General features: G+C 32.3%; 19 protein-coding genes. 6 read left to right on the forward strand and 13 right to left on the reverse strand.

Annotation, left to right across the window (positions count from 1 at the left end; translation table 11 throughout):
* The first annotated feature begins 23 nt into the window (after positions 1–23).
* A complete protein-coding gene (locus T410_RS11115) occupies positions 24–1,607 on the forward strand; it encodes a sensor histidine kinase KdpD (protein WP_035671663.1) in 1,584 nt (527 codons plus the stop codon).
* Positions 1,608–1,611: 4 nt separating this feature from the next.
* A complete protein-coding gene (locus tag T410_RS11120; protein WP_035671666.1) occupies positions 1,612–2,328 on the forward strand; it encodes a response regulator transcription factor in 717 nt (238 codons plus the stop codon).
* Positions 2,329–2,532: 204 nt separating this feature from the next.
* On the opposite strand, the gene T410_RS11125 is transcribed toward T410_RS11120, so the two are convergent.
* From T410_RS11125 to T410_RS11150, 6 genes are all read right to left on the reverse strand, one after another.
* Positions 2,533–3,273: an acyl-[acyl-carrier-protein] thioesterase gene (locus T410_RS11125; RefSeq protein ID WP_035671668.1), complete on the reverse strand. Its 741-nt coding sequence runs from the start codon at positions 3,271–3,273 to the stop codon at positions 2,533–2,535.
* Between the two features lie 54 nt (positions 3,274–3,327).
* Entirely contained in the window at positions 3,328–4,254 is a 927-nt protein-coding gene (gene miaA / locus T410_RS11130; RefSeq protein ID WP_035671670.1) for a tRNA (adenosine(37)-N6)-dimethylallyltransferase MiaA, read from the reverse strand.
* A gap of 35 nt (positions 4,255–4,289) precedes the next feature.
* Entirely contained in the window at positions 4,290–5,651 is a 1,362-nt protein-coding gene (locus tag T410_RS11135; RefSeq protein WP_035671672.1) for an exonuclease domain-containing protein, read from the reverse strand.
* 74 nt (positions 5,652–5,725) lie between these two features.
* Positions 5,726–6,379, reverse strand: a complete 654-nt coding sequence (locus T410_RS11140) for a YggS family pyridoxal phosphate-dependent enzyme (RefSeq protein ID WP_035671675.1) — start codon at positions 6,377–6,379, stop codon at positions 5,726–5,728.
* 1 nt (position 6,380) lies between these two features.
* Positions 6,381–7,268 carry a 3-hydroxyacyl-CoA dehydrogenase family protein gene (locus tag T410_RS11145; protein WP_035671678.1) on the reverse strand — a complete coding sequence of 296 codons (888 nt, stop codon included), beginning with the start codon at positions 7,266–7,268 and terminating at the stop codon, positions 6,381–6,383.
* 85 nt (positions 7,269–7,353) lie between these two features.
* Positions 7,354–8,319: a Gfo/Idh/MocA family protein gene (locus T410_RS11150; RefSeq protein ID WP_035671681.1), complete on the reverse strand. Its 966-nt coding sequence runs from the start codon at positions 8,317–8,319 to the stop codon at positions 7,354–7,356.
* Between the two features lie 144 nt (positions 8,320–8,463).
* Here T410_RS11150 and T410_RS11155 point away from each other — a divergent pair, with 144 nt between their 5' ends.
* A complete protein-coding gene (locus T410_RS11155; RefSeq protein ID WP_035674419.1) occupies positions 8,464–9,105 on the forward strand; it encodes a protein-L-isoaspartate(D-aspartate) O-methyltransferase in 642 nt (213 codons plus the stop codon).
* Positions 9,106–9,133: 28 nt separating this feature from the next.
* On the opposite strand, the gene T410_RS11160 is transcribed toward T410_RS11155, so the two are convergent.
* Both T410_RS11160 and smpB read right to left on the reverse strand, forming a co-directional pair.
* Positions 9,134–10,183 (reverse strand): Fic family protein, encoded by a 1,050-nt coding sequence (locus tag T410_RS11160; RefSeq protein WP_035671683.1) that lies wholly within the window; start codon positions 10,181–10,183, stop codon positions 9,134–9,136.
* 84 nt (positions 10,184–10,267) lie between these two features.
* The gene (smpB, locus tag T410_RS11165) at positions 10,268–10,720 is read right to left on the reverse strand and encodes an SsrA-binding protein SmpB (RefSeq protein ID WP_035671685.1); all 453 of its coding nucleotides are present in this window, start codon (positions 10,718–10,720) and stop codon (positions 10,268–10,270) included.
* 69 nt (positions 10,721–10,789) lie between these two features.
* Between smpB and T410_RS11170 the strand changes: the two genes are divergently transcribed.
* Positions 10,790–11,020, forward strand: a complete 231-nt coding sequence (locus T410_RS11170; protein WP_035671690.1) for a VF530 family DNA-binding protein — start codon at positions 10,790–10,792, stop codon at positions 11,018–11,020.
* 3 nt (positions 11,021–11,023) lie between these two features.
* Here the strand turns inward: T410_RS11170 and T410_RS11175 are convergent, their stop codons facing one another.
* The 3 genes from T410_RS11175 to T410_RS11185 all read right to left on the reverse strand — a co-directional run bounded on the left by T410_RS11175 (position 11,024) and on the right by T410_RS11185 (position 13,114).
* On the reverse strand, positions 11,024–11,575 hold the full coding sequence (locus tag T410_RS11175) for a DUF3575 domain-containing protein (RefSeq protein WP_035671692.1): 552 nt from the start codon (positions 11,573–11,575) through the stop codon (positions 11,024–11,026).
* A 116-nt stretch (positions 11,576–11,691) separates the two neighbouring features.
* A complete protein-coding gene (locus tag T410_RS11180; RefSeq protein ID WP_035671693.1) occupies positions 11,692–12,243 on the reverse strand; it encodes a GNAT family N-acetyltransferase in 552 nt (183 codons plus the stop codon).
* A gap of 19 nt (positions 12,244–12,262) precedes the next feature.
* Positions 12,263–13,114 carry an aldose 1-epimerase family protein gene (locus T410_RS11185; RefSeq protein WP_035671695.1) on the reverse strand — a complete coding sequence of 284 codons (852 nt, stop codon included), beginning with the start codon at positions 13,112–13,114 and terminating at the stop codon, positions 12,263–12,265.
* A 245-nt stretch (positions 13,115–13,359) separates the two neighbouring features.
* Between T410_RS11185 and T410_RS11190 the strand changes: the two genes are divergently transcribed.
* Entirely contained in the window at positions 13,360–15,612 is a 2,253-nt protein-coding gene (locus T410_RS11190) for a M1 family metallopeptidase (protein WP_035671697.1), read from the forward strand.
* An 82-nt stretch (positions 15,613–15,694) separates the two neighbouring features.
* On the opposite strand, the gene T410_RS11195 is transcribed toward T410_RS11190, so the two are convergent.
* Both T410_RS11195 and T410_RS11200 read right to left on the reverse strand, forming a co-directional pair.
* Positions 15,695–16,741, reverse strand: a complete 1,047-nt coding sequence (locus tag T410_RS11195) for an agmatine/peptidylarginine deiminase (protein WP_238567368.1) — start codon at positions 16,739–16,741, stop codon at positions 15,695–15,697.
* Positions 16,741–17,628: a carbon-nitrogen hydrolase gene (locus T410_RS11200; protein ID WP_035671700.1), complete on the reverse strand. Its 888-nt coding sequence runs from the start codon at positions 17,626–17,628 to the stop codon at positions 16,741–16,743. Before T410_RS11200 ends, T410_RS11195 begins: the two co-directional genes overlap by 1 nt.
* A gap of 280 nt (positions 17,629–17,908) precedes the next feature.
* On the opposite strand from T410_RS11200, the gene T410_RS11205 reads away from it, so the two are divergent.
* On the forward strand, positions 17,909–18,190 hold the full coding sequence (locus T410_RS11205) for a hypothetical protein (RefSeq protein ID WP_035671703.1): 282 nt from the start codon (positions 17,909–17,911) through the stop codon (positions 18,188–18,190).
* The last annotated feature ends 67 nt before the right edge of the window (positions 18,191–18,257 follow it).

Consider the following 18,257-nt stretch of genomic DNA (forward strand, 5'->3'; position numbering starts at 1 on the left):
GTTAAAATACTAATTTTGTCTCGATGAATAAACTTTTTTTTAGATTGCTTGTGTTGTTGATGAGTTTGTCCCTAATAGGGATTATTCTTGTTCAGGTGTATTGGTTTAATACCTCATTTAAAAACAATGATGAACAATTTAAATTTCATGTTAAGCAAGTTATTGGTAATGTGGCAGATAAGCTTCAGCAGCAAGAAGCATACAGTTTTTATGATAAATACAATCATTATAAAGACAGCACAGGAAAGATTCCGAAAAAGAATGATTTATTAGAATTTTATTATGTTCAAAAAAATCCAAGAACAAATAAAACAATAATATATTCAAATAGTATTATATCTGAAGATTATAATATTTCTTCAACGTTCTTTGATAAAAAATTTGATAGTGAAAGGTTTAAGAGTTTCAATTCTAAGCGTGTTACCGAAGTTTATAACAATAATAAAATTGATAATCCGGGTGTTCAACAAAGTCTGATACCAGATGTTCGAATTGAAAAATCTGGAAATTTAGATGTTTTAGATAATGCACAGTTTGAAATTTTCTTTAAAGATATTGCCTCTGCAATGCCTCTTGAAGAACGGGTTTCAAAAGAAATCTTAAATAAACTCATCAAAAGAGAGTTAGAAGAATATGGTGTAAATACTAAATTTGAGTTCGGAATTTATAATAATAATTTGGCTACTAAAATAAAATCTAAAGATTTTAAGTATGATAAAAACGCCACCTATTCTATTCCGATTTATACTGATAATGAAGGAAATAGTAAATACCAGTTATTAGTTACTTTTCCTCATAAAAAGAAATATTTATTGTCAGATCTCGTTAGTATAACTATACTGTCAATAATATTTACGCTTATTATTCTTATTGCATATTCAAGTGCATTGAACCAATTGATTCGCCAACGTCATATTTCTGAAATCAAAACAGATTTTATTAATAATATGACACATGAGTTTAAAACTCCTATCGCGACTATTAATTTGGCTTTGGACGCCATTAAAAATCCAAAGATTATTGATGATAAAGAGAAGGTATATAGATACCTCCAGATGATTCGTGATGAAAATAAACGAATGCACGCACAAGTTGAGAATGTTTTAAGGATTTCTAAACTAGAGAAAAAGGAATTGGATATTAATAAGGATTCTAATAATATTCATGATGTAATTAATGATGCAATTGAACATGTTAATTTGATATTAGAAGATAGACAAGGAACAATTACAAGTCATTTTGATGCCAATAGAACTACCGTTTTAATAAATGATGTTCATTTCACGAATGTGATTGTAAATATTTTGGAAAATGCCATAAAATATTCACCAAATACACCAATAATTGATGTGTTTACTGAAAATGTAAAAGATATGGTTATTATAAAAGTTAGAGATAATGGTTTAGGAATGAGTAAGGTAGCTCAAAAAAGAATATTTGAAAAGTTTTATAGAGAACATACAGGAGATATCCATAATGTTAAAGGCCACGGACTCGGTTTAGCATATGTAAAAAGAATAGTTGAAGACCATAATGGTCAGGTTTATGTAGAAAGTGAAAAGGGAAAAGGAAGTACCTTCATAATAAAATTACCATTAATAAATTAGGAATATGGAAAATGTAAATAAAAAAATACTTTTAGTGGAGGATGACCTTAATTTTGGTGCAGTACTAAAAGATTATTTAATGCTAAATGATTTCGATGTCACTTTAGCAAAAAATGGAATGGAAGGATTTGAAAAGTTCAAAAAAGATACTTATGATTTGTGTATTCTAGATGTAATGATGCCATATAAAGATGGATATACACTAGCTAAAGAAATCAGAGAAAAGAATAATGAAGTACCTATTATTTTCTTGACTGCAAAATCTATGAAAGAGGATGTGTTGAAAGGATACAAAGCAGGTGCAGATGATTATTTAAATAAACCATTTGACTCTGAAGTTTTGTTAATGAAAATCAAAGCTATTATTCAAAGAAAATCTTCGGATACTAAAGCGGAACAAGTGCAATTTGAATTTAATATTGGTAAATTTCATTTGAATTCTAAGCTTCGTTTCTTAACTTTTGGAAATGAAGAACCGATTAAATTATCTCCAAAAGAGAATGAACTATTGAAAATGTTGATTCTTCATGAAAATGACTTGATGCCACGAGAATTAGCGTTGACAAAAATATGGAGAGATGATAACTATTTTACTTCTAGAAGTATGGATGTGTACATTGCTAAGCTAAGAAAATACCTGAAGCTTGATGAAGATGTTGAAATCTTAAATATTCACGGTGAGGGATTTAGATTAGTTGTTAAGAATAAAGTTGCAATATAACAAAAAAGGCTTCGAGTAATCGGAGCCTTTTTTTTGTTTTTACTTAATCAGTTTGTTTAGTTTCTAAATAAAAAGAAAGTGGGTTGAAATACCTCGAAAACCTTTTTTTAATGATAATTTCTAGTTTTCGTTATAATTTACTGTGGAAAATCACCCGAACTAACGAAAATTTGTATTAAAAATTAATTACACCAAACAAACGGGTTATTTCCAATTTAGTTGTAATGCAAAACTGCTTTTATCTTCTTTCGTAATACTAAATATAGTTTCATTTTCGGAAATATTTTCATGAATGATTACTTTATCTTTTAAAGATAATTCTTTTAGGAAATTCATTTCAAAGCTTTTAATCTCTTGCTTTAGAATTAATTTTTCATCAACTAAATCGATACACCATTCTAGATATTTTACATTATTGACATGATTTACAATATCTAAATCCGACAAGAACACCGTTTTTTTAAAAACGATTTCTTTTTCATGATTGAAGTTGATTTTAGAAAAACCTTCTTGAGTAGCTCTTTTTTCAGGATATAGTTCAAAATGTTCATGTGGTAAAGCTAATCCCTCAGGTCGACGGGTTTTAGTATTGAAAACGGCCCAAAAAGTCTCAGAACCCACAATTTTTTCGCCATTCACATGCATTTCTAATGCACGAACCGAACGGGAATTTTCTAGCGAATTAATCCATGTTTTTACTGTTACATGATCTCCCCATTTGGGTAATTTAGTAATTTCAACGCGCATTCTGCTCAAAACCCACGCTTGGTTGAATTCTTGCATATCCAAAAAACTAATTCCACCAATTTCTGAATGTGCCGCAGCCGTTAATTGTAAAATATTGCATAAATCAGTATATTTTAAAAATCCATTAGGCGCACATTGCGTGAAATTGATTTCCCAATCTTTGCTTAGAATAGATGTGAAGTTAGGAGCGATAGGCATATAAATAATTTATGAATTATGAATTATGAATTTGTATTCTTAGGTTAAGACTACTTATTTTATTGCTTTTTTTGAATTGATATAATCAACAATAACTTCATATGGAGTTTCAAAATCAAACCATTTTGTATTTTCGTTTCTTTTGAACCAAGTCAATTGTCGTTTAGAAAATCGTCTTGTATTTTTCTTAATTTCTTCTATGGCAAATTCTAATGATATTTCTCTGTCAAAATAACAAAATAATTCTCTATAGCCTACGGTTTGTAAGGCATTCAACTCTTTATTTGGGAATACTGTTTTTGCTTCCGCCAATAAACCTTCGTTTATCATGATGTCGACACGTTGGTTGATGCGGTTGTAAATTATTTTTCTGTCGGCTTCGAGACCAATTAAAATAGGAGTGAAGTGACGCGTGTTTTGCTTCTGGTTTAAAAAAGAAGAATAGGGTTTCCCGGAACCCAAACATACTTCCACAAAACGCATCATTCGTTGTGGGTTTTGCAAAGTTTGAGGATTTTCGATTGTCAAGCTTTTATAATAATCGGGATCTAGTGTTTCTAGTTTTTGTTGTAAATATCCAATTCCTAATTTTTCGTAATTAGCTGTTATTTCAGCACGTAATGTGGCTTCAATTTCGGGAAATTCATCAAAACCTTTCAAAATTGCATCTACATACAGTCCTGAACCACCAACTAGAATCGCATAATCATTGATCAAGAATAATTCGTTGAGTTTGGCAATTGCTTCTTTCTCGAAATCACCTACGGTATAATTCTCGAAGATGGATTTGTTTTGGATGAAATGATGTGTTGCTGCTGCTAATTCTGTTGTGCTTGGTACAGCTGTTCCTATGGTCATTTCCTTAAAAAACTGTCGGCTGTCACAGGATAGAATATCACATTTGAAATAATTGGCTAATACAATGCTTAAGGATGTTTTTCCTATTGCTGTAGGACCGACTATAGTTATTAGGTATTTCATGTTTTGTTATAAAGAATGGCTAAAATTTATTTCAACTAAAATTTGATTATTTTCAGCGTTTTACTTTTTCGAACATGACTTTGAATAATATTTCTTGTGTCACGGTTGTTCTGCATTGGGATTATTATGTTTCTAAGGATTTCTATATTGTTGATTTGATAGTTTAAATCATAAAAAGCATATCCTTTATAAATTCCGTTTTCGATTAAAACAGCACTTCTTTCGTTGATGGTTCTTCCTCTGTCTATAAGTACCATATTTTGATTTTCGAAACTGTTTTTGTCTATAAAACCTTGAACTCTTACGTTGTATTCTTCAGCAGAAACTTCACCAATACAAGCACCGTCACACTCTTTTATATTGTATTGAAAACAATTAGTTTTTGTTACGTACAAACCTGTTAACTTTTGGCATAAATTATAATCAGAGGTGATTCGGAATAATGCATTTTTACCTTCTTGTAAGGATGTAAAAGAAGTTATTTCTTTTTTTCGGCCATCCGCTTTTTGAAGTTTCAAATTCAGATATCCCTTTTCATCTTTTTCGGCATACAAAGCCAATTGGAAGATGCTTTTTCTTTGCGCCCGATTAAGAATTGGCTTATTGACTTTTATTTCTTCGCTTTCTTTCAAAAGAGCGATTAATTCACTTCCGGTTTCATCATAGGTCACTGTGAAAACTTCGGTTTGTATTTTTTTACATTTAACAGAAGTTCCTGTAAAATGTTGATTAATACGCTTTTTTATGTTTCGGCTTTTGCCAATATAAATCAAATTTCCTTTTTGGTTATGAATATAATAAGTTCCGGTTTTTGCGGGTAAACTTGAAACAATGTCTAATAATTTTGGAGCAATTCCTTTTTCGATTTCCAGCTTTATGAAGTCTTTGACAATCTCTTTTTCTAAATCTTTCTCCAAAAGTATTTTGAATAATTTTACTGTTGCCAAAGCATCTCCGCTGGCTCGGTGTCTATCTGCCATTGGAATTCCAAGAGCACGAACCAGTTTTCCTAAACTATGGGAAGGTTGCTCCGGTAATAATTTTTTTGACAATTCAACCGTACAAAGCGTTCTTGCTTCAAAGTCATAACCTAATCGTCTAAATTCGGTTCTTAATATTCTGTAATCAAAAGAAGCATTATGAGCCACAATTACACAATCATTTGTCATTTCGATGATGCGTTTGGCAACTTCAAAAAACTTGGGAGCAGAACGCAACATAGCGTTATTGATTCCAGTCAGCTTGACTACAAAAGGCTGAATTGGAATTTCGGGATTAACTAAACTGATGAATTGATCCACAATCTCATGACCGTCAAATTTATAGATGGCAATTTCCGTGATTCCTTCTTCGTTGAATTGTCCTCCAGTGGTTTCTATGTCGAGTATTGCGTACAAATTTTGTGTTTAATGTTTATTGTCTTGGGTTATGAAGCATCTGAAATGCAAAATTGTTTATCTGATAACAAAAATCAATTTCTTCCACCAAAGATACTACTTCCTATTCGAACCATTGTACTTCCGCATTCAATTGCGAGTTGATAATCTCCAGACATTCCCATTGAAAGAATTGAGAATTGAGAATTGAGAATTGTAAATTGATCAAAAATTGATTGCAAATGAAGGAATTCTTTCTTGATTTGCTCTTTATTATCGGTAAATGTTGCCATTCCCATTAGTCCTACAATTCGAATATTTTTCATTTCCTGAAATTCATTTGAAGATAGGAGCGAAGCTAGTTCTTCCTCGTCTAGACCAAATTTTGTTTCTTCTTCGGCGATATACATTTGCAATAAACAATCAATAACCCGATTATTTTTTTGTGCTTGTTTATTGATTTCCTGCAATAATTTTAAACTATCTATTCCATGAATCAAACTTACAAAAGGTGCCATAAATTTGACTTTATTGGTCTGAACGTGACCAATCATGTGCCATAGAATGTCTTTGGGCATTTGTTCCCATTTATCGGCCATTTCCTGAATTTTGTTTTCACCAAAAATCCGTTGACCTGCTTCATAGGCTTCCATTAAATCAGCAACAGGTTTGGTTTTTGAAACCGCAACTAAGGTTACATGTTCGGGTAAAGTAGATTTTATTTTAAGAAGGTTTTTTGCTATTGACATGTTAGATAAATTGTTTAGCTATTTTCTCGGCTTTTTTATTTTCGCTATAATCGTAGAAACCTTCACCGGTTTTTACGCCCATTTTTCCAGCACGAACCATATTTACTAATAATGGGCAAGGGGCATATTTTGGATTTTTGAATCCGTCGTACAGCACGTTCAAGATTGCCAAACAAACATCTAAACCAATAAAATCGGCTAGTTGTAAAGGTCCCATTGGATGACCCATTCCTAGTTTCATAACGGTATCAATTTCATAAACTCCCGCCACTTTGTGGTATAGCGTTTCAATAGCCTCATTAATCATTGGCATCAAAATTCTATTAGCAACAAAACCTGGATAGTCATTAACTTCAACAGGCGTTTTTCCTAATTTCTCGGATAAATCCATGATGATTTTAGTCACTTCGTCACTCGTATTGTAACCACGAATGATTTCCACCAATTTCATAATTGGCACCGGATTCATAAAGTGCATTCCAATAACGCGCTCCGGATGTGCTACAACAGCTCCAATTTGTGTAATGGAAATGGAAGAAGTATTGGTTGCCAAAATCGTATTATGCGAACAAGCGTCGTTTAATTGTTTGAAAATATTCAGTTTCAATTCAACATTTTCTGTAGCTGCTTCAATCACTAAATCTACGCCTACAACGCCATCTTTGATATCTGTATAGGTGATTATATTGGTAATTGTTTTTGCAATATCTTCTTGGGTTATGGTTCCTTTTGCCAGCATTCGGTCTAAATTAGCAGCAATAGTTGCCATTCCTTTATCTAAAGATTTTTCTGAAACATCAATCAATTTTACGGTAAAACCGCTTTGTGCAAAAGTATGGGCAATTCCGTTACCCATTGTTCCTGCTCCTATTACAGCTATTGTTTTCATTGGTATATTGTTTAAAGTCAAAAAGTTTAAAGTTTAAAGTACAATTGAATCCTTTAAACCTTAAACTTTGAAAGTATTTTTTAATTTATTTTTTAAAACAATCGATAATTTGGTATGCCACTCTTAGCGCTTCGGTTGCTTGTTCTAATGTTACAACAGGAGTAGTATTATTGTTGATAGCATCAGCAAATGATTCTAACTCGTCAAGAATAGCATTGTTTTGTTCCACATCAGGATTGGAGAAATAGATTTGTTTTTTTACTCCTTCAGCATTTTGTAAAATGATATCAAAATCACCAGGAATTTCAGGAGCGTCTTTCATTTTTACCACTTCACATTTCTTTTCTAGGAAATCAACTGAGATATAGGCATCTTTCTGGAAGAAACGTGATTTACGCATGTTCTTCATCGAAATTCTGCTTGCCGTTAAATTAGCTACACAACCGTTTTCAAATTCGATTCGGGCATTAGCAATATCTGGTGTTTCACTTATAACTGAAACACCACTGGCATTGATGTTTTTTACTTTAGATTTTACAACGCTCAAAATAGCATCAATATCATGAATCATTAAATCCAGCACTACAGGAACATCCGTACCACGAGGATTGAATTCCGCCAAACGATGCGTTTCAATAAACATAGGATTCTCGATCATGTTTTTAGTAGCGATAAATGCGGGATTAAAGCGCTCAACATGACCAACTTGTCCTTTGATATTGTATTCTTTGGCTAAAGCAATTATTTCTTCAGCTTCCTCAACAGTTGTAGAAATGGGTTTTTCAATAAAAACGTGCTTTCCTGATTTGATAGAAACTTTAGCACATTTGTAATGAGAAAGGGTAGGAGTTACGATGTCTATAACATCAACAGCATGAATTAGTTTGGCTATTGTATCAAATTGTTTGTAGCCAAATTCAGAAGCGATTTTGGCACCATTTTCAAGATTTTCATCATAAAAACCAACCAATTCATATTTTTCTGATTGTTGTAATAAACGCAAATGTATTTTTCCTAGATGCCCAGCACCTAATACTCCAATTTTCAGCATAATTATGTAATTTGTACAAAAATAGCAATAAAATGATTAATTTATTATTGATAGTGAACAATTATTTAATGTATTTTAAATTCAATTTTCAACATTTGAAATTAGAAATTGTTTTCTATTTTTGCCAAAATAAAATATAAAATTTTGAAAGACACAGCCAAACATCAAGGACTTCGGAATCAGTTAGTAAGCACTTTGGAACAAAAAGGGATTACTGATAAAAATGTTCTGGCTGCGATAAAAAAAATCCCAAGACATTTGTTTTTAAATTCCAGTTTTGAAGATTATGCCTATCAAGATAAAGCTTTTCCTATTGGCGCAGGTCAAACTATTTCTCAACCGTATACAGTCGCTTTCCAATCTCAATTATTAGAAGTTAAAAAAGAGCATAAAATTTTAGAAATTGGAACAGGTTCAGGGTATCAAACCGCTGTTTTGTGTACTATGGGAGCAAAAGTATTTAGCGTAGAAAGACAAAATGAATTGTTTAAACAAACGTCTAATTTATTTCCAAAATTAGGTATTCGTCCCAAACATCTTTCTTTTGGTGATGGATACAAAGGGTTATCAAGTTATGCTCCTTTTGATAGTATTATTGTAACTGCGGGAGCTCCATTTATTCCCCAGCCTTTGATGGCGCAGTTAAAAATAGGAGGAAGGTTGGTTATTCCGTTAGGAGAAGAGGTACAAATTATGACTTTACTAATCAGAAAAAATGAAACACAATTTGAAAAACATGAGTTTGGGGAGTTTCGATTTGTTCCCTTATTAGAAGATAGAAATTAATACTGAAACCCGCTAAATAGCGGGTTTTTTATTGACCAATAATACTTAGATAACGTTCTAAGCTTTCTTTTTCCATTTGAGCTATAAACAGTAAAAAATCTTCCTTATTATTTTTAGTTTGTGCTGTTTCCAGTGCTTGGTAATATTGCATTCTACTTTCATAATCCCCTTTTATATTGGCGATGATATAACCATGTTGCAACAAAATCAAGTTCATCACCAAGCGTGAGGTTCTGCCGTTTCCATCTATAAATGGATGGATAGTGACTAAGCGTTCGTGCATTTCAGCAGCTAAAAGAATAGGGTGAAGACTATTTTTATTGGTTTCAAACCAAATGAAAAAATCTTCCATTTCTTTGGCAACTAGAAAAGGTTGCGGAGGCATATGACTGCTTCCCTGTATCATCACTTGGACTTTTCTATAACGACCTGCATCTTCCGGATGGATTCCTCTTAAAATAAGATTGTGAATAGAAAGCACTTCTCGTTCATTTATGGAAGTGTTTTTTTGCATCAAATCTTTGATATAAGCAATCGCTTCCTGATGATTAATGACTTCAAGATGTTCTCGCATACTTTTACCCGAAATTGTCAAACCTTCATTGATAACCAAATCAGTTTCCCGAAGCGTCATGGTGTTTCCTTCGATACGATTACTTTCAAAAGTATATTCTAGTTCCAATGCCTGAGCAATACGATAACTGTCAAACGCTCTGAAAGAATCTAATTTTTTCTTCAAGGAATCTATTTCATCTAGAATGTTTTGTAATGTTGTAGATAGCTTTTTCTTAGCAACTTTACTTTGGTATCTTATTTCTTCCTCTGCAACCTGTAATGCTTTTAATGCAAATTCATCTTGACCTATTTCATAAAGAATTTTTTCTTTAAGCCAAGCTACCATTATTGTTTCTAAATCTATTTCAAGTAAAGCTGCTAGTTTTATAACTTGATCTCTAGTAGGTTTTCTAGTACCACTTTCAAATTTACTGATTAAGGCTTGATCAATTCCTAAAAGTTGAGCCACTTCTCTTGTCTTGAGCCCTTTTTGTTCTCTTGCATTTTTGAGTAGTGTTTTCATTTTATAAAAATGTTTTAAATTGTCTTGACAAATTTAGTCATTTTATTTTGATAAAAAAATATAATTTTAGACTTAAAATTATATTTAAAATGATTTTTTTATTCTGTCAAGGTCGCGTTTAGTATCTTGTTCTTTTAACGATTCGCGCTTGTCATACGTTTTCTTTCCTTTACAAAGACCAATTTGTAGTTTAGCCATTCCTTTTTCATTAGTGAATAATTTCAAAGGAATAATGGTTAGACCTTTAGCTTGAACGCTTTTGATTAATCCTTTCAATTCTCTCTTATTCAAAAGCAATTTACGTTCGCTTCTGGCTTTGTGATTAAATTGATTGCCAAAGGTATATTCTTCAATATAGGTATTTATTGCAAAAAGCTCGTTGTTACTAAATTCACAAAAACTCTCTGTAATGTTTGCCTTTCCTAATCGAATGGATTTAATTTCAGTTCCTGCCAAAACAATTCCAGCTGTAAATGTCTCGATTATCTCGTAGTCGAATTTGGCTCTTTTATTGTAGATATTTATTGTTTTCAGCATAGGAATACAAAGGTAGAAACAAATCTACGAAACACCAATTGTTTTTATATAAATACTTAAATTTGCAAAATGGAAAATTCAAAATCAAAAGACCCTTTACACGGAATAACGCTTCAGAAAGTTGTAGAGCAATTAGTGGCTTATTATGGATTTGATACTCTGGGAGAGCTTATTAAAATTAAATGTTTTACAGATAATCCAAGTATAAAATCCAGTCTTACTTTTTTGAGAAAAACAGATTGGGCTAGAAAACAAGTAGAAGACTTATATGTGAAATCATTACCTAAATTTTCTAACTAGATTTTAGTTTAATTTATAAGAAATCATAACTCCTCCGCGATAGGGTAACCATTCTCCACTTTTGTTGTAATCTATAGCTTTATCGTAACGTACATTAGTATCAACTGAATATCCTTTGTAAAAACCTTGATGAGAACCTCCTCCAAGGTAAAAATCCAACATAAATTTAGCATTGATTTTTTTTTGGTATCCTAATGTTGCTCCTATCATATAACCAAAGCCATTTTCATATTCATGATCTTTTATATGAGTTCCTTTAGATACTTTATATATAGATCCTCCTATATTTGCACCAGCATAAAATCCATTAAATTTTTCTTTAAAAAAAAAGCGATATTCTGGAGTAATGGTTAGGAATTCATAAGGCAACCCATCTATTGATTTCCAAGGAGAAACTAAAATATCAAATTGGAAAGTAGATTTTTTCCCAATACTAGTTTCAATTCCTATGTTAGGTACAGCAACCAAAGCTGTTAGTGCATTTACCTTAGCGTAGGTTTGACTTTGTAAATGAATTGAAAAGATAAGAATTGAAAGTACTAATAATTTTTTCATGATAAAGTTTCCAAGTGCTTTATAAAAGCATTTTATTTTGGCTGCAAATATAAAGATTATTCTTTCAAATATATTTATAATTTAATTTATGCAAATGTAATATTAAAATATCCGGGCTATATTTTATTCAAAATGGAATAAATAACGGTATCTAAAAAGCGTCCTTCGTAGAATTCATTTTCCTTCAAATGGGCTTCTTTTATAAAACCGTTTTTTTGTAATACTTTTTCTGAACCAAAATTTTCAGGATCAATTATCGCTTCAATAGAATGGAGTTTCATTACATTAAAGCCATAATTTACAACCTCTTTTACAGCTTCCGAAATAATTCCTTTTCCATTAAATTCAGGAAGTAGCATATAACCAATTTCGGCGCGAAAATTTTCTGGTTTTATTCGATAATGACCAATAATTCCAATCAGTTTTGGGTTGTCTTTTAATGTAATTGCCCAATTGATGCCTTCGTTATTTTCAATTTTAGCATCAATCATTGCTATGTGTTCCACGGCATCTTCAAGCGTTTTTACTAATGGTCTCGGAATGTATTTCATCGTTTCCGGATTTGAGCGTAAAGAGAAAATTTCATTAACATCGTTAGTATTAACGCGTCTTAATACAATACGTTCCGTTTCTAGTATTGGAAATGGATTAAAATTTAGCATTAACATATTGTGCTCTTTTTATAAATTAAAGAATTTCGATAGTAAATTGAGAATCGAAAGTTTCATTTTCATTCAAAATTTGTATGCCTTCTTTTTCAAATATATTTCCCGAATTTTCGCCAGTATCCGAATAGCCAAACCAAGGTTCAATGCAAAGAAATGGAGCTTTCATTTTTGTCCAAATTCCTAAACTTGGGAAATCCTCAAAATTGACTTTTAAGAATGGTTTTTTATTTTCTAAAATAGTTAATGATTTAGATTCTAATGTTTTGAAAATTAAGGCATCATTTTCGAATAATTGGTAAGTCAATGGAATTTGTCCTTCTTGGGTTTCCAGTTTTTTTGTTTTATTTGAAATCAAATCATTTTCAAGAAGATAATATTGTAAAGGTTCTTCTTTTTCAAATTGAATGGAATAATTATCAAAATTTCCTGGTAAAGCGAATGCAGGATGTGCTCCAATAGAAAATGGAATTTGTGAATTTCCTTTATTTATAACCTTGTATGCAACGCTTAGGTTGTTTTTTTCTAAAGTATAAATAATTTGTAATTCAAATTTGAATGGATATACTTTTAGTGTTTCTTCAGAAGATTGTATCGAAAAAGTTGCGCTGTTTTCCTTTTTGTCAATTAATTCAAATTCCATTTCTCTGGCAAAACCATGGCGGGATAAGTGGTATTCTTCCCCATTGTAGTGAAAAGAATTGTTTTTCAGCGTACCCACAATCGGAAATAGAATAGGAGAATGTTTTCCCCAAAAATCAGGATTTCCTTCCCAGACATATTCCTTATTCAAGTTGTCTTTTAGAGAACATAATTCAGCACCGAAGTTGTTTATTGTAGCGGTTAAAAATGTGTTTTTAATGACTGTTTTCAAAGCAGTTTCTATTTAAATTTAAATTGTAAATATATTTTAAAATTTGTTCAAAACTATAAATTAATTAAAATCTATATTATTTAATTGTTAGGTTTTTAATAAATTATTTTTTTGTTATAATGTGAGTTATTTTTCATTTATTTGTTATAATATTTATTCAGAATTTTTTTTTTGATGTAACAAAAGTATTACCCTTTATACTTATTGTTAATCAAACATATAAAAAAGTAAAAATCAATCAAATTATGAAAAACAATTTCATTAAAGCTACCTTTTGTTTAGCTTTTATTTGTGGAGTTTCCTCGCTTCAGGCACAAGATACCAAAGCAAATGTTTCAAAGTATGATTATCATGATGCCTTTGCACCAGGATTTTATACAAAAAATGGAACAGAAACACGTTCTGCAAGTGGTCAACCCGGTTATAAATACTGGCAAAATAGAGCTGATTACCAGTTGACAGCTATTCTAAATGATAAAAACAGTGAAATTACTGGAACTGAAACGTTAACTTATACCAACAATAGCCCGGATAAATTGGCTTTTCTTTGGATGAACGTTGACCAGAATTTATTTAAAAAAGATTCTCGTGGAATTGCAGTTATTCCTGTAAGCGGAAGTCGTAATGGAGCAGATGGAGAAGATTTTGACGGAGGTCATAAAATAAAATCTATCAAAGTTATTGCTACTGTAGGAGGAAAGACTATTGAAAAGGAAGCGAAATTTACTATAGTAGATACGCGTATGCAAATTATTTTGCCACAAGAATTAAATGGTAACGGTACTTCAATTAAAGTAAAAATTGACTTCTCTTATATTTCACCAAAATATGGTTCAGACAGAACAGGAGTTTTAGATACTAAAAATGGTAAAATTTTCACTATTGCACAGTGGTATCCTAGAATGTGTGTGTATGACGATGTAAAAGGCTGGAACACGCTACCTTACATAGGCGCAGGTGAGTTTTATTTAGAATATGGAGATTTTGATGTGGCTATCACTGCACCGGCTAATCATATTGTAGTTTGTTCAGGTGATTTGCAAAATCCATCAGAAGTTTACACAGCTGAACAACAAAAACGTTGGGCACAAGCTGCTGCAAGTGACAAAACGGTTATGATTCGTACAGCTGCAGAAGTTACCAATGCAAGTTCTAGACCTGCAGGAAAAGCTACTTTGACATGGAAATTTAAAATAAAAAATTCAAGAGACGTTGCATTTGCATCTTCAGCTGCATTTATTATTGATGCTGCCAAAATTAATTTGCCAAGCGGAAAAAAATCAATTGCAATTTCTGCTTATCCAGTAGAAAGTGATGGTCAGGACGCATACGGTCGTTCAACAGAATATACAAAAACATCTATTGAAAATTATTCAAAACGTTGGTTTGAATTCCCTTATCCAGCAGCTACAAATGTTGCCGGTAATGAAGGTGGAATGGAATATCCTGGTATTGTTTTTTGTGGTTGGGAATCTAAAAAAGAGGATTTGTGGGGAGTAACTGATCACGAATTTGGGCACGGTTGGTTTCCTATGATTGTAGGTTCAAACGAACGATTATTTGCTTGGATGGACGAAGGATTTAATACATTTATTAATTCGTTGAGTTCAGTTGATTTTAATAACGGAGAATACAAACAGCCAGTTTCAGATTTGCATCGTTCTTCAAAAATGCTTACTAATCCTGATTTGGAGCCTGTTTATACAGCACCAGATGGATTGAAAGAAGCTAACTTAGGTATTTTAGCGTATTACAAACCGGGTTCAGGTCTTACGATGTTGCGTGAGCAGATATTAGGAAAAGAACGTTTTGATTATGCTTTTAGAACATATACAGAGCGTTGGGCTTTCAAACATCCAACACCAGATGACTTTTTTCGTACCATGGAGAATGTTGCAGGTGAGGATTTAAACTGGTTTTGGAGAGGTTGGATCATGAACAACTGGCGTTTTGACCAAGCGGTTTCTAAAGTGAAATATGTAAAAAATGATCCTGCTAAAGGAGCTATTATCACTGTAGATAACTTAGAAAAAATGCCTTTTCCTGTTATCATGGATATTAAATCTAAATCAGGTAAAGTAACTAGAGTTACGCTTCCAGTAGAAATATGGGAACGTAATAAAAGTTGGTCTTTCAAATCGAATACAACTGAAGAAATTGAATCTGTAACATTAGATCCAGCACATGTTTTTCCAGATGCTAATACGGATAATGATACTTGGACTTCTGGTAAAGGGGAATTAGAGAAAGATATAATCTTAGATGCTTATTTAGGGGTGTTTTCAAGTAAACAAATTCCTGTAAAACTTGTTTTTTCTGAGGAAAACGGAGTTCTTGTTGGAAAATCTGAAGGTCAGCCAAATTTAAGTTTTACACCTTCAGGAAAGGATAAATTCTTGGCTAATCAAGTTGGACTTACCATTCAGTATAATGAAAATAAAAGTGAATTTACATTGGAAGTAAATGGACAAAGTTTCTTGTTTACAAGAGATAAATAATTTAAAAATACGATTTACAAAAAACGCCAACTGTGAAGTTGGCGTTTTTTTATTCTTTATGTTTAAAAGTAAATCTTTAGTATTATTCTGGAATTTGTTGACTTAAACAATGTAAAGTTCCAAAACCCCAAATAAAATCAGTAGCACTTATTCCGATAATTTCTCTATCAGGAAAACATTCTGCAAGTATGTTCAACGCTTTTCGGTCATTACTGTCGTTAAAAGTAGGAACCAAAACACAATTGTTCAAAATCAAGAAATTGGCATAACTGGCTGGCAATCGCAAGCCGTCAAATTCTAAACGTTTTGGCATTGGTAAAGCAATAATTACAGGTGATTTACCATTTTCCAATTTGGCATTTTGCAAGCGTTTTAAATTGTCTTGCAATGGTTTGTAGTTATTATCCGTTGGATCTGTTTCTACAATAGTCACAATCGTATCTTCGTTTACAAAGCGGCATAAATCATCAATATGACCGTGTGTATCGTCGCCTTCAATTCCATCACCTAACCAAATCACATTGGTAATTCCAAGGTATTCCTTGAAAACCGCTTCGTAATCTACTTTCGTAAAATTTGGATTCCGAACCTGAATATCAGGATGCATCAAACATTCTTCTGAAGTCAGTAAAGTTCCTTTTCCGTTACTGTCAATCGCTCCGCCTTCTACAATTACAGGTTTTCCTTTATACATGACTTGAGTCACAGGAATATTTAGAAATTCGCCTACTTTCGCTGGAACAAATTTGTCTAATTGAATGTTTTTATACTTCGCCCAGCCATTAAAATTAAAGTTTAAAGCTTCTCTTTCGGTTCCGTTTTTTACAATAATCGGCCCCGAATCACGCATCCAACTTCTATTGGTTTTATGAATGATATAAGAAATATTTGCTAGTTCAACATGAGCTGTTTCCAGCATCGTATTGACTTTTTCTTTTTGGTTTTCATCGGCAACCACTAAAAAAACAGTTTCGAAAGTGGCTACTTTTTTGATGAACTCCACAAAAGCCCATTGAACCGCTTCGTATTTTCCTGGCCAGTCTTTTCCGTTGTGAGGAAAACACAGTAAAATTCCTTGTTGCTTTTCCCACTCAGCAGGGAATCTTCTATTGTTGGTCGTACTCATCATTAGTCGATTGCTCTTTTTGTTATATCACCAAAAGCGTCTATTCTTCTGTCTCTAAAAAATGGCCAGTTCTGACGTACATTTTCCTGTAAATCTAAATCTACTTCGGCAATCAGAATTTCTTCCTTATCGTGTGAGGCTTGCGCCAAAATTTCGCCTTGTGGTCCCGCAATAAACGAAGATCCCCAAAACTGAATTCCCGCCGTATCAGGTAAATATTGCTCTAAACCAATTCTATTTGCAGCAGCAACATAAACGCCATTTGCAACCGCGTGTCCTTTCATAACACTCATCCAAGCGCCATGTTGGTTCACACCATATTCGTCTTTTTCTGCTGGATGCCATCCAATTGCTGTTGGGTAAAACAACACTTCAGCACCTTGTAACGCCGTCAAACGAGCTGCTTCAGGATACCATTGATCCCAACAAATTAAAGTTCCAATTTTTCCTTTTTTGGTTGGAATAGTTTTAAAACCTAAATCACCAGGTGTGAAATAGAATTTTTCATAAAAATGAGGATCGTCCGGAATGTGCATTTTACGATACAATCCTGCTTCTGAACCGTCAGTGTCAATAATGTATGCGCTATTGTGGTAGATTCCTGCCATTCTTTTTTCGAAGAAAGGGACAATAATCACCACGCCTAATTCTTTTGCCAAAGCGCTAAAAGCAATAAATGAAGTGCTGTATAATGGTTCTGCCAAAGCAAAATTATCTACATCTTCGCTTTGACAAAAATAATGACTGCTGTATAATTCCGGCAACGAAATCACTTCGGCACCAAGGTTTGCAGCATCGCGAACCCAACTGATACATTTTTTCAAGTTGTTTTCGGCAATATCATTAAGATTCAATTGAATGACTGCTATTTTGTATTTTTTGTTTGGCATGACTAAAATTTTAGACTGCAAAAATAGTGAATTTTATAAAGAGTAGAAAATAGGGGTACTGTGTTTTTTTGGTTTAAAATAGTCTTGAATTTCTTATTTTGATTTTTTTATAACGACTCCAAAGTTGGGAGACTTCGGAGAGCAGTGAAAAAATTAATATAAAATTGGCATTAACAAAGTCAAGGAGGTTTTATTTTTGTATATATCATATTATAGCTAATAAAACGGGTTAAGTTTTGCTACGATACAGTAATTTGTAATTCATTAAATTTTTACAATTATGACAGAAGAATTCAAAATAATCGATAAAGAAGACATCGCTCTTCTTAAATTTCCGATAGCAGATGTTCTTGACGATATTGATGAAATAAAAACAAGAATAAGTGATATCAATCGAGCGTTATCGTTGGGTAATTTAGAGCATTCAAAAATTAAAATTTTCTTTGAAGATGATGAATCCAAAAAAATAGTAGATACTACCGTTTGGGGTGTTACAGACAAAAATGTGATGTTAAAACAAGGTGTGATGATTCCAATTCACAGGATTTATAAGTTGTTTTAGTGCAGTATTCTTTACTTATTTCTTACCACTACAATTACCCTGCAAAGGCTGAAGAAGAAAGGCTATC

This window comes from Flavobacterium sp. 83, from assembly GCF_000744835.1.
Taxonomy (GTDB): domain Bacteria; phylum Bacteroidota; class Bacteroidia; order Flavobacteriales; family Flavobacteriaceae; genus Flavobacterium.